This window comes from Alteromonas sp. ABH2_165, from assembly GCF_056159945.1.
Genome location: NZ_JBSWWF010000002.1, coordinates 584,512 through 597,816, shown reverse-complemented (window position 1 = coordinate 597,816; position 13,305 = coordinate 584,512). Strand labels below are relative to the sequence as shown.

11 protein-coding genes are annotated in these 13,305 nt (G+C 48.7%); 5 read left to right on the top strand and 6 right to left on the bottom strand.

Annotation, left to right across the window (positions count from 1 at the left end; translation table 11 throughout):
• Window positions 1–22: 22 nt before the first annotated feature.
• Window positions 23–1,243, bottom strand: a complete 1,221-nt coding sequence (locus tag ACXAFQ_RS07155) for a XylR family transcriptional regulator (RefSeq protein ID WP_474819100.1) — start codon at window positions 1,241–1,243, stop codon at window positions 23–25.
• Between the two features lie 171 nt (window positions 1,244–1,414).
• Between ACXAFQ_RS07155 and xylB the strand changes: the two genes are divergently transcribed.
• The 3 genes from xylB to ACXAFQ_RS07140 all read left to right on the top strand — a co-directional run bounded on the left by xylB (window position 1,415) and on the right by ACXAFQ_RS07140 (window position 5,656).
• Entirely contained in the window at window positions 1,415–2,905 is a 1,491-nt protein-coding gene (gene xylB, locus ACXAFQ_RS07150) for a xylulokinase (RefSeq protein WP_474819097.1), read from the top strand.
• A 115-nt stretch (window positions 2,906–3,020) separates the two neighbouring features.
• Window positions 3,021–4,340 (top strand): xylose isomerase, encoded by a 1,320-nt coding sequence (gene xylA / locus ACXAFQ_RS07145; RefSeq protein WP_474819092.1) that lies wholly within the window; start codon window positions 3,021–3,023, stop codon window positions 4,338–4,340.
• Window positions 4,341–4,483: 143 nt separating this feature from the next.
• Complete coding sequence (locus ACXAFQ_RS07140) at window positions 4,484–5,656, top strand: pyridoxal phosphate-dependent aminotransferase (protein WP_474819088.1); 1,173 nt, start codon at window positions 4,484–4,486, stop codon at window positions 5,654–5,656.
• A 50-nt stretch (window positions 5,657–5,706) separates the two neighbouring features.
• Here ACXAFQ_RS07140 and cheD read toward each other — a convergent pair whose 3' ends face one another.
• The 5 genes from cheD to ACXAFQ_RS07115 all read right to left on the bottom strand — a co-directional run bounded on the left by cheD (window position 5,707) and on the right by ACXAFQ_RS07115 (window position 10,800).
• Entirely contained in the window at window positions 5,707–6,315 is a 609-nt protein-coding gene (gene cheD, locus ACXAFQ_RS07135; RefSeq protein WP_474819086.1) for a chemoreceptor glutamine deamidase CheD, read from the bottom strand.
• 12 nt (window positions 6,316–6,327) lie between these two features.
• Window positions 6,328–7,158, bottom strand: coding sequence for a CheR family methyltransferase (locus ACXAFQ_RS07130; protein ID WP_474819082.1), 831 nt, complete (start codon window positions 7,156–7,158; stop codon window positions 6,328–6,330).
• Window positions 7,159–9,447: a methyl-accepting chemotaxis protein gene (locus tag ACXAFQ_RS07125; RefSeq protein ID WP_474819080.1), complete on the bottom strand. Its 2,289-nt coding sequence runs from the start codon at window positions 9,445–9,447 to the stop codon at window positions 7,159–7,161.
• A gap of 3 nt (window positions 9,448–9,450) precedes the next feature.
• On the bottom strand, window positions 9,451–9,954 hold the full coding sequence (locus tag ACXAFQ_RS07120; protein WP_474819078.1) for a chemotaxis protein CheW: 504 nt from the start codon (window positions 9,952–9,954) through the stop codon (window positions 9,451–9,453).
• Window positions 9,955–10,431: 477 nt separating this feature from the next.
• On the bottom strand, window positions 10,432–10,800 hold the full coding sequence (locus ACXAFQ_RS07115) for a response regulator (protein WP_474819076.1): 369 nt from the start codon (window positions 10,798–10,800) through the stop codon (window positions 10,432–10,434).
• A gap of 389 nt (window positions 10,801–11,189) precedes the next feature.
• Between ACXAFQ_RS07115 and ACXAFQ_RS07110 the strand changes: the two genes are divergently transcribed.
• The gene (locus ACXAFQ_RS07110; RefSeq protein WP_474819073.1) at window positions 11,190–12,041 is read left to right on the top strand and encodes an MBL fold metallo-hydrolase; all 852 of its coding nucleotides are present in this window, start codon (window positions 11,190–11,192) and stop codon (window positions 12,039–12,041) included.
• Between the two features lie 144 nt (window positions 12,042–12,185).
• A complete protein-coding gene (locus ACXAFQ_RS07105; protein WP_474819069.1) occupies window positions 12,186–13,295 on the top strand; it encodes a glycerol dehydrogenase in 1,110 nt (369 codons plus the stop codon).
• Window positions 13,296–13,305 lie beyond the last annotated feature (10 nt).

The following is a 13,305-nucleotide window of genomic DNA, read 5'->3' as shown; positions in this document are numbered from 1 at the left end:
GTGGGTTAGGGTTGTAATAGGTTCAGAGTGCCGCGAATCTTGGCAGTGTTTTGTCCGGCACATCTTCCAGGCTTTGCGGCCGGTTTGCCTGTCGGTACTCCACCGGTGTTTGATTAAAATGCTTTCGAAAAATAGCGTACATGTATTGAATAGAAGGATAGCCGCACAATTCCGCGATTTCGGTAGCGGGTTCTTCGGTTTCTTTTAGCATTTTGCAGGCACGGTTGAGTTTTTCGTTATGAATTTCGGTGTGAATGCTGTGCCCGCGTTCATCACGAAAGCGCCCTTCAAGATTAGAGCGGGAGATACCAACGTGATCGAGCACCTGATCCACTTTAATCCCGCGACAAGCATTATGTTGTATAAAATGCATCGCCTGCATTACCAGCGGATCTTTAATGGCTTTGTAATCCGTTGACTGCCGCTCTGCTACTCGTTCAGGTGGCACCAGCACCGGCGCTTTTGTCACCGGCATGCCCTGCAACTGGCGGTGCAACATTCTGGCAGCCTGAAAGCCCATGTCGAAACACCCCTGCTTAACGGAAGTTAAACTGACCCGACTAAGATAACGGGCAAGTTCGTCGTCATCGATGCCAATAACGGAAAAGCGTTCAGGAATAAGTAAGCCCAGATGATCACAGGCTTGCAGAAGATGACGAGCGCGTGCATCAGTTACTGCAACGATGCCCGTTGGCGCAGGCAAACTTCGTAACCAATCGGTAAGGCGTTTAAGTGAATACTGCCAGGTTTCAGGACGAACGGCATGACCACGATAGAGATAGCATTCGTAACCTTCCTTACGTGTAAGCTCAAGCATGGCGCGTTCACGTTCCTGCGCCCAGCGATGCTGCGGATTGACGGGTGCACCGTAAAAGGCGAAACGTTCAATCCCCTTTTGCTTAAGATGTTCAAACGCGGCCTCTACCAACGCGTAGTTATCGGTGGCCACGTAAGGCACTTCAGGATAGTCAGATTTATTCTGGTACGATCCGCCCACCGCCACCACTGGCACTTTGGCTTTGGTCAGTGCACGCTCAATCGCTGGGTTATCAAAATCAGCAATAATCCCGTCGCCGCTCCACTCATCGAGGTGCTCTAAGCGAGTCATGAAGTCTTCTTCGAGATACAGATCCCAGTCGGCTCTGGAGGTCTGCAGATATTTCCCTATTCCTTCAATGATTTGGCGGTCGTAAACCTTACTGGCATTGAACAGCAACGTAATACTGTGCGACTTCTCAAACATGATTCTGTCCTGATAAAAGCAAATTCCATAAAGGCGATTATGATTATTGTTTTTCAGCATCCTAAACCAGTCAACATCAATTAACAAAAAGATTACAAAATTTCATAATTGCCCTAACTGCATTTGATAATCAACATAGCGGTATCAGCGATTTTAAGAAGTGAACGAAACATGTATCTGGGCATAGATTTAGGCACCTCCGGCGTTAAGGTGGTGTTAACCAACGAACAGGGCGCGGTGGTAGCAACCTCTCATGCGGCACTGGACGTGTCGATGCCAAAGCCCCTTTGGTCAGAACAAAATCCGCAGGACTGGTGGAATGCCACCTGCGCCTGTCTGGATGAATTAGCAGATAAGCAATCACTCGCAGAGGTGAAAGCCATTGGCCTGAGTGGCCAAATGCATGGTGCTACGCTGCTTGATGAAAACGGCGAAATACTTCGACCAGCTATATTGTGGAACGACGGCCGCTGCGACGCCGAATGTCGTGAAATTGAATCTACGGTAAAAGATGCCCGTCAGCGTAGCGGCAACATTGTCATGGCAGGTTTTACTGCGCCCAAACTTCTATGGGTGAAAAATCACGAACCAGACGTGTTTGCGAAAGTGAAAAAAATCCTGCTTCCAAAAGATTACCTGCGTTACAAACTTACCGGCGAATTCGCCAGCGATATGTCTGATGCAGCCGGGACAATCTGGCTGGACACTGAAAGCCGCTGCTGGGACGACACCCTGCTTAGCGCCTGTGGTCTGGATGAATCTCACATGCCTTCACTGTTCGAAGGTAACGAGGTAACGGGTTATCTGAACACCGAGCTGGCAGAACGCTGGGGCATGAACGCAGTTGCCGTGGCTGGTGGCGGTGGCGATAACGCGGCGGGTGCCATCGGCTGCGGTATTGTTGAGCCCGGGCAAGCCATGTTGTCGCTAGGCACGTCAGGTGTGTACTTTGCAGTAACAGAAGATTTTCGTACTAACACAGCGCAAGCGGTGCACAGCTTTTGTCACGCCCTCCCCAACCGCTGGCATCTGATGTCGGTAATGTTGAGTGCGGCGAGTTGCCTGCAATGGTACGCCTCGCAAAGCGGCTATCAAAACGTGGGCGAAATGATTGACGATGTCGAGCACAACGTAGCATTTGATGATGCTGCCATCCCGTTGTTTTTACCTTATCTCACCGGCGAGCGTACTCCTCACAATAATCCTTATGCCAAGGCGTCTTTCTTCGGTGTATCAGCATCCACAACCCGCGCCCACATGGCACGAGCAGTGATGGAAGGGGTGTCGATGGCCCTTGCTGATGGCATGGATGCGGTGGATGAAAGCGGTGCTACTGTGTCAGATATCAGCCTAATTGGTGGTGGTGCGAAAAGTGCGTTCTGGCGACAACTTCTCAGCGATGTGAGTGGCCGTAAACTCTCTTATCGCCAGGGTGGCGATGTGGGCCCGGCGCTTGGCGCTGCTCGCCTGGCACAATTGGCAGTTAATCCAGATATCGCAGCTTCGGACATTTGTTTTCAGCCTGCTATCGAAGCCAGCTATTCGCCCAACGACGCCATTCACAATGCGTATTTGTTGAAGCGTCAGCAGTTTCGTGAACTTTACTATGCTATTGAGCCTTTTTACTCGGCCCCGAAAAAACACAAAACTTTCACTAATTAACATAATTGTTGCAAACGAAGAGATACACCAGACTGTCTGGTAACGTTTAACAGCGCAATTTATCCGTGCAGGAATATTTCCTGGACGACTCATTCCTTCGACGGGGAAAATAACCATGAGCAATTATTTCGACGCCATTCCGGCGATTAAATACGAAGGTCCGGAATCGACCAATCCACTGGCTTTTAAACACTATAACCCTGAAGAAGTGATCATGGGTAAAACCATGGAAGACCACTTACGCTTCGCGGCCTGTTATTGGCACAACTTCTGTTGGGACGGTGCCGATGTATTCGGTGCAGGCACATTTAATCGTCCGTGGTTAGCTGGCGGCGACCCAATGACACAAGCGAAAGCCAAAGCGGATGCCGCATTTTCGTTTTTGGAAAAACTCGGCGCGCCCTACTACTGCTTTCACGATGTAGACGTGGCCCCTGAAGGAAATTCGGTAAACGACTATATCAACAACTTTTCGGCGATGACCGAAGTGCTCGCCCACAAGCAGGAAGAAACAGGCATGAAGCTGCTTTGGGGCACGGCAAATGTGTTCAGCCATCCTCGCTATATGTCGGGTGCAGCAACCAACCCCGATCCCGCCGTGTTCGCTCGTGCTGCCACTCAGGTGTTCCATGCGATGAATGCAACCAAACAACTGGGGGGTCAAAACTACGTATTGTGGGGTGGTCGTGAAGGCTATGAAACCTTACTGAATACCGACCTGAAAAAAGAGCGCCAACAACTCGGTCGCTTCATGAACATGGTGGTAGAGCACAAGCACAAAATTGGCTTTGATGGCCTGCTGCTGATTGAGCCAAAGCCGCAGGAACCCACTAAACATCAATACGATTATGATACGGCCACCGTACACGGCTTCCTGACTGAATTTGGTTTGGAAAAAGAATTTGCCGTTAATATCGAAGCTAACCATGCAACCTTATCGGGCCATTCTTTCCATCACGAAATCGCTACCGCGTTTGCGTTAGGTGTGTTCGGCTCTATTGATGCCAACCGCGGCGACCCGCAACTGGGATGGGACACCGACCAATTCCCTAACTCGGTAGAAGAGATGACACTCATCTGTTACGAGATCCTGAAAAATGGCGGTTTTACCAGCGGCGGTCTTAACTTTGACACCAAATTACGTCGTCAGAGCATCGACGCAGAAGACTTATTCCTTGGTCATATTGGTGGTATGGATACCTGCGCCTTAGGCTTGAAAAAAGCAGCTGCGCTGCTCGAGTCTGAAGCTTTATCCAGCGCGGTAGAAAAACGCTACGCCGACTGGAATCAAGACTTTGGTCATCAGGTGCTTAACGGCACAATGTCACTGGAAGACGTTGCTAACTATGCCCGCAACAATGCGCTGGATCCAAAACCCGTTTCAGGCAAGCAGGAAGGCCTGGAAAACCTGGTTAATCAAATTCTCTACAAATAATCAGTTGTAGCACTGTCCCTTAGCAGCCCCCTGTAATACCGGTAATAACACAGACGGTATTATCCGGGGCTGCACCTTCCTTAATGCGCTGTTATGATGTCGCCCCTATGTATCGGAGAACATGTAACGGGAACGCAAAAACGTTGAAATTTTCAGACCGCGCCAATGCCATCACGCCATTTTATGCAATGGCATTTTCAGAAAAAGCCTCTGCGCTGGAAGCTCAGGGTGTTCATGTTGTCAGACTCAATATCGGTGAGCCAGACTTTGGCGCACCGCAACCTGTGGTTGCTGCAATGCAAGCGGTAATGGAAAGGGCCGAACTGCCCTATACATCGGCGCTAGGATTGCCAGCACTACGTGAAGCCATCGCGGGGTTTTATCAAACCCGTCATGGGGTAGCAGTGAAGCTCAATAATGTGGTGGTAACCGCAGGAGCATCTGCCGCCCTGCTATTAGTTTGCGCGGCGCTGATTAATGAAGGTGATGAAGTGATGCTCGCCGACCCAGCGTATCCCTGTAATCGTCAGTTCATCCGCGCTTTCGGTGGCCAGCTTCAAAGTATTGCAGCGGGTGCAGAAGACCGCTTTCAACTTACGCCGCAGAGCGTGAAAGCAAACTGGCAGAGTACCACTAAAGGCGTCATGTTGGCCTCTCCTTCTAATCCAACCGGTACGTCTGTTTCTCAAGCCGATTTACAAGCCATCTGCGAATTCGCCAAAGCAAATGGTAGCTGGCGCATCGTTGATGAAATCTATTTAAACCTCAGCCATCATGATGATGGGCAAACGGCGCTGGCATTTGATCCCGACGCCATTGTGATAAACAGTTTCTCCAAATACTTTGGCATGACAGGCTGGCGTCTTGGCTGGTGCGTCGTGCCAGATGAAATGGTACCGGTAATGGAACGTTTAGCGCAGAACCTCTACATTTGTCCGTCTACACCAGCGCAACATGCAGCTCTTGCCTGTTTCACGCCCGAAACCCTGAATGTATGTGAACGTCGTCGTGATATTTTGCTGCATCGCCGCCAGTTGGTGTTAGAAGGTCTGGTAGGAATCGGGCTGTCGGTGGATGTGGAACCCGATGGCGCCTTCTATGTGTACATCAACGTAACGCCTACGGGGCTAACTGCCATGGATTTCTGCGAGCGATTGCTCGAAGAGCATCATGTTGCCCTCACGCCGGGTAACGACTTCGGTCAGGCCACCGGAGATGATTATGTGCGTTTATCATTTGCCGCTGCCGAACAAGAACTGGAACTGGGCATTAAGCGGATGGGCGAGTTTGTCAGTAAGCTAGGTATATCAACCTAAGGCGTGACGTTGCATTGAATAGAAACTAAGTGCGTGAAGGAACACGCCTCTTAGTTATCGAAAAGATCGACGCTTCCTGTTTTGCTTGTATCCGCATTTACTTTCACAGACAATTCCGCTTCGCGCTCGTAAATGGTGTTGTTGTGCATATCGTATATGCGTTTCATAATAACAGAGCCATCTGACGGCGTGAAATACACCTTGCGGGCGTAGTTTTTCAATAAGTCGTGCGCGAGTACCGGTATATTTTCTGTTTGCAGAAACTCAAGCCCAAATGCCGCATTGGTTGCCCCAATATCGTTGCTCACATAACCTGGTAGCACGCGTGCGCCACCAAATACCTTTGCCACCAGACGTTTCTTTTCAGCGCCCAATCGTAGGCAATCGTTCAGCAGCACTTCCATTGCGTGCACGCCGTAGCGGTTCGCTTCAAACGATGCAGCGCTAACCGTATTGTTGCTAGGAAGCATGAAATGATTCATGCCTCCTACTTCGGTGATGGGGTCGTATAGACATACCGCCACGCAAGAGCCCAACACGGTAACAATGAGTTTATCTGCATTGGTAACGTAGTATTGCCCGGGCAAAATCTTTACTGCATCTCGTCCGAAGCGAGAGTCGTAATAAGAGGGTGGACGGCTAAAATCGTGGTCAGGCACGTTCGGTTACGTCTACCGAACGGGTGCATAAATGGTTTTGCCAACCGGTTTCAGCAAGTGGGTGGCCTCCTGAAAGTGTTCAGAGTGGCCTGCAATATACAAACTGTCTTGCTTCATATTGCCCACAAGGTTGTTTAACACTTTATACTGCGTAGGTTTATCGAAATAAATCATTACATTACGGCAGAAAATTACGTCCATTTTCTCTTTGAAGCCATAGTCATCGTGAAGCAAGTTAATCTGACGAAACTCGACCATTTCCCGCACTTCATCAACCACTCTCACCATACCGGACTTAGGCCCTTTGCCACGATAGAAAAACTGCTTCTGCAAACTCTTGTCCATTTTTTCAATAGACGAGTATTTGTAAACGCCATTTTTTGCCGTCGCCAGCACCTTAGAGTCGATATCCGATGCATAAATTTTAATGCCGGTGCGATACGTACCGAACACTTGTGCCACTGTCATCGCAATAGAATAAGGCTCTTCACCGGTGCTGCTTGCTGCACACCAAATAGCGGTCACATTTTTATGTGTGCGGAGAAACTTCTCCAGCGCAACAAAGTGATGCACCTCACGAAAAAACGATGTGAGGTTGGTAGTGAGCGCGTTCACAAACTCTTGCTGCTCAATATCGTCTCTTTCTACTTTCTCCAGATAATCTCGGAAGCTTTTAATTCCCAACGCCCTAAGGCGTCGGGAAAGTCGGCTATACACCATGGTTTCTTTCGAGTCTGCTAGCCTGATCCCAGCAATTTTAAACACGGTGGCGCGCACCCGTTCGAAGTCGTCCTGACTATATGCGTACTCTCTGTCGGTCTTCTCCGCGGATGCTGTTGCCATTTAGAACGACTCCCACTCGTTTTCGCTAGGTGTACTCGGCTTGAGCGCTCGCCCGGTGTTCGCTGCCACGCGCATTGCGGGTTTACTGGTAACGTTAGATGAAGGCTTAGGTGGTGGCGCAAGCATGCTACCGCCATCCAGCTTAAACATCGCCACGCGCTCAGACAGACCAATGGCTTGCTGTTGCAGGCTATCAGCCGCTGCTGCCGCCTCTTCAACCAGAGCCGCGTTTTGCTGTGTCATCTCATCCATGCTATTCACTGCTTTACCCACTTCTTCGATGCTGGTTGCTTGCTCAGAAGAAGCTGCGGAAATTTCGGACATGATGTCGTTAACCCGCTGAATCGCGGTGACCACTTCTGCCATGGTATCGCCAGACTTGTTCACCAGTTGGTTACCGCCGTTCACTTTCGATACCGAATCGGAAATCAGCTCTTTAATTTCCTTCGCGGCTTCGGCTGAACGCTGAGCCAGGGTACGTACTTCGGAAGCAACCACGGCAAACCCGCGACCTTGCTCACCGGCTCTTGCGGCTTCAACCGCGGCATTCAGTGCCAGGATGTTGGTTTGGAAAGCGATACCATCAATAACACCAATGATGTCGGAAATTTCCTGCGCAGACGCATTAATTTCGCCCATGGTGGTAACCACCTGACGAATCAAGTCGCCGCCCTCGTTGGCAACTTTCGATGCCTGAGATGCCAGCATATTGGCCTGCTCTGCGTTTTCGGCATTCAGGCGCACCGTGCCAGTGAGCTCTTCCATGGCCGACGCCGTTTCTTCTAGACTCGAAGCCTGCTGCTCAGTACGACTTGAGAGGTCAGCGTTACCCGTGGCAATTTCAGAAGAGGCGGTATTGATGGTGTCCACGGCATCGTTAATGGAACGAATGGTGCCAGAAATCTCTTCCGAGAAGGAGTTGATGGCATCTCCCAGTACCGCAAATTCGCCTTCGTAGTTTTCAGTGATACGTTGGGTAAGATCACCCGCCGACATAGCAGACATGACATCGCTGATGCGGCTGATAATGGCCTTTATATCGCTAACAAACTGGTTAATAGAGTTACCCAATTCGGCAAAGTCACCATCAAGGTGTAGCGGTGGCGTGTCTAAGTCACCCACCACCAGCTTTCTCATAGTGGCACGAATAGCCTGCACTGCCTCAACTCTAGCGGTAATATCAACAGCATATTTCACCACCCGGTAGGGTTCGCCGTTCTGGTCAAGGATCGGGTTATAAGACGCCTGAATCCAGACATCATCGCCCGCTTTATTGATGCGTCGGAATTCGTCAGAAAAATAAATGCCTTTCTTCAACTGGTCCCAGAAAGATTGGTACTCTGCACTTTTGCGATATTCGGCATCAACGAACATGCTGTGATGCTTGCCCTGAATCTCGTCCAATTTATAGCCCATAGCCCCGCAGAAGTTATCATTCGCATTAATTATGGTGCCATCAAGGTTGAATTCGATTACCGCCTGTGCACGATTAATCGCTTCGATTTGCCCGCCCAAGTAGGCATTCTTTATTTTTTCATCAGTAACGTCTGTAGCAAACTTCACGACGCGAATCACTTTGCCGTGTTCGTCGTAAACGGGATTATAAGATGCGTTGATCCAGATCTCCGACCCGTCTTTTCGAATACGACAGAATTCACCGGCGAACACTTGCCCTTTAGCCAAATTGCGCCAGAAGTCTTTGTACTCAGCAGAAGAGACATAGGCGGGTAAACAGAACATACGGTGATGCTGACCTTGAATCTCCTCGAGCTCATAGCCTACCGCACCGCAGAAGTTTTCATTTGCAGTAATGATGGTGCCGTCGGGCTCGAACTGAATCACAGCCTGAACGCGATTAAGTGAGTCTGTCAGCGCTTTAGTTAACTGGTCAGCTTCGTTATCAATAAGCTCGACACTGTATGCCGTTGCTTCGCCGCGAATATTTTTCAACGGCGTCACTTTTAGTTTCACGCTTCGAGAAGGCAGTGACAATGCAGTAACTCCACCTTCCGGAGATGCATTTGCCGCCTGTTGGATAGCAGAAGCCTGTATGCCTAATGCAGTAATATTGCTGCCCACCACCATTGCTGCAGAGAAGCCCCCGTTTTTGGCGCGTATATCACCTTCAATGTTCGCTAACAGCGATTTCGACGCTCTGTTGGCCACAACAATATTCATCTGGCTGTCTAGGATCAGTAGGCTGGATGTCGATGCGTCCAGCGTCTGCATGCTTTCCAGCGACCCGATGACCGCATTATCTTCACCACTCAACCATTTAAAAACACCCATCGATTACTCTCCTACGCCAGCCTGACCAATTTCAACCAGACCGAGTTCATTACTGTTAATTAAGCTTTCAATATTGACAAGAATGACCATGGTTTCGTCCACATCCGCCAAACCATGTAAATAGCGACTATCAAATGCCACACCAAATTCCGGGGGTGGCAACATTTCTTCATCTGACAGGCGGATAACGTCGGAAACGCCATCCACCACGATGCCAACAATTCGCTCATCGACATTCAGCATGATTACTATGGTGAATTCGTTGTAAGTAGCTTCACCAACGTTGAACTTAATCCGCAGGTCTACCACTGGAACAATATCGCCCCGCAGGTTCATGACCCCTTTTATGAAGTCAGGGGCATTGGCGATTTTTGTTACCTGCTCGTAACCGCGAATTTCTTTAACCGTTGTGATATCGAGGGCGTAGTGCTCGTCGCCCAGGACAAAACTCAGAAACTCACGGTCGTCACCTGCCATATCGGTTTGTTGTACGGCGGCTTCGCTCATACATTCAGCTCCTCTTCCGCGCTTGCTAACGTTAGTTAAAAATCACTCATTCACACTTCAGCCCAAGCCATGAGTGGTCGTAGGGCTGGATCTTGGGGATCATAGCCAGTGCGAACTGGTGATTAAGCTCGCGGGACCACTGGGCTCAACTTTTACTGATTAGGTACTGACACGACGTTGTTTAATTTTTGTGCCTCAATAGTATTTAGTCGAGGAATCAAAAAAATGCGACTTTCAAAGTGACCCTTAATGGTAAGTTTATTTATACCTACTTCGCCGGATTCATCACAAACAGCTGACTCGCTTGATTTTTATGGATTATTTTTGTTGTCGCGATAACAATAAAATTTGCCGCGATCTCTGTGTTCGGGCAGCTGCACATACGTTATGAATGCTAGAGGAAAGATGCCTAGCAAATAAAAAAGCACCTGATTTCCGGTAAAATTTAGGTATAAAAAAGATGCGTAGTACATGCCGTTAACGGCTCATTAGCTTGCCTAAAACCGCAATCAATTTATTGGGGTCAAAGGGCTTAACCATCCAACCTGTCGCACCGGCTGCCCGCCCCTGCTGCTTCATGTCATCACTAGACTCGGTAGTTAACATCACTATGGGCGTGCGCTGGTAGGTTTGATTAGTCCGCAACGCGCGAATAAGACTTAGGCCGTCCATGCGTGGCATATTCTGATCGGTTAACACAAAATCGAAGGCTTTGTTTGAGCAGACCTCGAGGGCATGCTGTCCATCTTCGGCCAATGTCACGTCGAAATCAGCCGAACGTAATGTCATCTCTACCATTTGCCGAATAGAGACGGAGTCGTCTACCACTAAAACCCGTGCTTTCATTGTGTGCTCTCCACTTTGAATACTGCCCGCACTTCACTCTGATAATGCATCGAAACAAAGTATGATCTGAATGTGTAATTCCGAAATTATACTTTTGACCATTTAGCGACATTAGAATTTAATACGACATTTGCGACAGCAGCATATGATTCTGCATAAAAAGCTGTTTTAATTAGAAAAATTCACATAACCGTTGTTTTTGAGCTCACAGCTGGCAAGCAGGGATGCCTGCCCATACAAAGTTATGCAAAGCCATAACATTAAGACCGTATTAACGAGGAATTGCAGTGAGTGTTTAAAAGAAAATAAGAAGCGGTAGCATGTTTTGATCTTTACGTCGTGTGGACCATAAGAATTCTGACGCTTTTCATTTACCAACAGGGACCACCATGAAATATTCCATTGCAGTATGCTGTGCCGTTACTTCGCTTTCTGTTTTTGCGCAAACCGAGGAATATAGGCTTGAAGACTTAGGTAACAATGTGTATCGCTATGTCGCTGGCAATTACCGCGCATTGGTTTTGAACACGGCTGATGGCGTTGTTCTGGTTGATCCTCTCAATCATGATGCAGCGCAGTGGCTTAAAAACACGGTGATAACACGCTTTAACAAACCGGTGAAATACGTCATTTACAGCCATAGCCATCCTGATCACAGTTATGGAGGTGACGTTTTTGATAATGGCCAAACGGTCTTCATTAGTCACGAGGACGCGAGGGCTAATCTGGTGCGAACCCAGGCTGAAACCGCAATTCCTTCAAACGTATTCAGTGACAGTTTTACCCTGTATGCAGGGGAGAAACAGATCAACCTAGAATACCTTGGTCCCAATAATGGCTACGGCAATGTTGCGGTGCGAGTGCAGCCAGACAACTTACTGATGGTGGTGGATTGGATAACGCTCGGTCGCCTGCCTTATAAAAACCTGATGGGTTACGATATTGAAGGCATGATCACGTCAACCGAAACCATTTTGCGTGAACCCTTCGATCAATTCGTTGGTGGGCATGCAGATACAGGCAACTACGAAGACGTGGAAAACTATCACGAATATCTGGTTACCCTTCACCAAACCGTACTCGACGGAATTATTGCTGGGAAAAGCCTCTCTGAGATTCAAAAAACAGATGCCCTTTCTGCCTGGTCAGATTTGAAAATGTACGATGAATGGGTAGGACTGAATATTGAGGGGGTTTATAACCAGCTTATCTCGCGCTCCTACCTTGAAATGCGGCCCTAAAGCTGCTGATTATTTGTTCTTCGTCAAATACCGGCAACTCACCGCACCTTATGATGGAAAATGGTACAGGTGACCTTATTTGGTTATTTGTACCCTACCTCCCCTTTCAGGGAGACGCTTCTTACAAATCCATCAGGAGGACTTATGTCCGTTACACCTCGCACTGTCACCTCACCTAAAAAATTCTATATCGGTAAAGGCCTTCTTGGTCAGCTCAGTGAATATGTGAGCGACTTCGGTGATAATGCTTTCATTATCAGTGATGAATTCATTCTTAATCGCGTAAAAGAAGAAGCCGTTCCCGGCCTGAATGAAAACAGCATTAAATCTCATGTTGAAAAATTTAATTACGAATGTACCAAGCAGGAAGTACAACGCTTAGCGGCGCTTTCTGAGGAAAATCATGCCAACGTAATCGTGGGAATAGGTGGCGGGAAAACGCTGGATTCCGCCAAGGCCACAGCTTATCACCTGAAATTACCCGTTGTGCTTTATCCCACTATTGCCTCTACTGATGCCCCTTGTACTGCGCTGGCAGTACTGTACAAAGAAGATGGCGAATTCGACGAATATTTGTTCCTGCCACAGAACCCAGATGCGGTTATTGCGGATATGAATATTCTAAGTGCAGCCCCGGCTCGATTCTTCTCTGCCGGTGTGGGTGATGCCCTTGCCACTTACTTCGAAGCCCGCACCTGTTATGCCTCAGACGGGGTGAACCTGGTTTTGAAAAAGCCATCTCGCACTGGTCTTGGTCTGGCAGAACTTTGTTACACCATGCTGCGCGAAAACATTGATGCGGCAATGGATGCCATCGACAATAAGATTGTGACACCAGCACTCCAGCAGATTGTAGAAGCGACTATTTATCTTAGCGGTGTGGGTGCCGAAGCGGGTGGTTTGGCAGCAGCGCACGCGGTGAACAATGGTATGTCTGCAGTGCCTGATTTACACAAAGTGCAGCACGGCGAGAAAGTGGTGTTTGGTTTGTTAACGCAGCTGGTGCTAGAAAACGCGCCCAAAGCGGAAATTGATGAAGTGATCCGCATCATTAAAACCGCCCGTCTACCGCTGACACTGGCCGACATGGGGCTGAAAAACTTCGTTGAGGAAGAATGGCGCACAGTGGCTAAAATTGCCTGTGCCGAAGGCGATACCATGGGCAACATGACCATGGAAGTCTCGGAAGACGATGTTTATCAAGCAATGATTGCCGCGAATGCCATGGCTGAAAGATACAAAGCGCAAGCATAAGCTTTCCACT

What these genes read in the sequence shown, in the direction of transcription:
- ACXAFQ_RS07125 (WP_474819080.1), bottom strand. Translation starts at nt 9,447, where the DNA reads ATGGGTGTTTTTAAATGGTTGAGTGGTGAAGATAATGCGGTCATCGGG.
- ACXAFQ_RS07120 (WP_474819078.1), bottom strand. Translation starts at nt 9,954, where the DNA reads ATGAGCGAAGCCGCCGTACAACAAACCGATATGGCAGGTGACGACCGT.
- ACXAFQ_RS07130 (WP_474819082.1), bottom strand. Translation starts at nt 7,158, where the DNA reads ATGGCAACAGCATCCGCGGAGAAGACCGACAGAGAGTACGCATATAGT.
- ACXAFQ_RS07155 (WP_474819100.1), bottom strand. Translation starts at nt 1,243, where the DNA reads ATGTTTGAGAAGTCGCACAGTATTACGTTGCTGTTCAATGCCAGTAAG.
- ACXAFQ_RS07110 (WP_474819073.1), top strand. Translation starts at nt 11,190, where the DNA reads ATGAAATATTCCATTGCAGTATGCTGTGCCGTTACTTCGCTTTCTGTT.
- ACXAFQ_RS07105 (WP_474819069.1), top strand. Translation starts at nt 12,186, where the DNA reads ATGTCCGTTACACCTCGCACTGTCACCTCACCTAAAAAATTCTATATC.
- xylB (WP_474819097.1), top strand. Translation starts at nt 1,415, where the DNA reads ATGTATCTGGGCATAGATTTAGGCACCTCCGGCGTTAAGGTGGTGTTA.
- ACXAFQ_RS07115 (WP_474819076.1), bottom strand. Translation starts at nt 10,800, where the DNA reads ATGAAAGCACGGGTTTTAGTGGTAGACGACTCCGTCTCTATTCGGCAA.
- xylA (WP_474819092.1), top strand. Translation starts at nt 3,021, where the DNA reads ATGAGCAATTATTTCGACGCCATTCCGGCGATTAAATACGAAGGTCCG.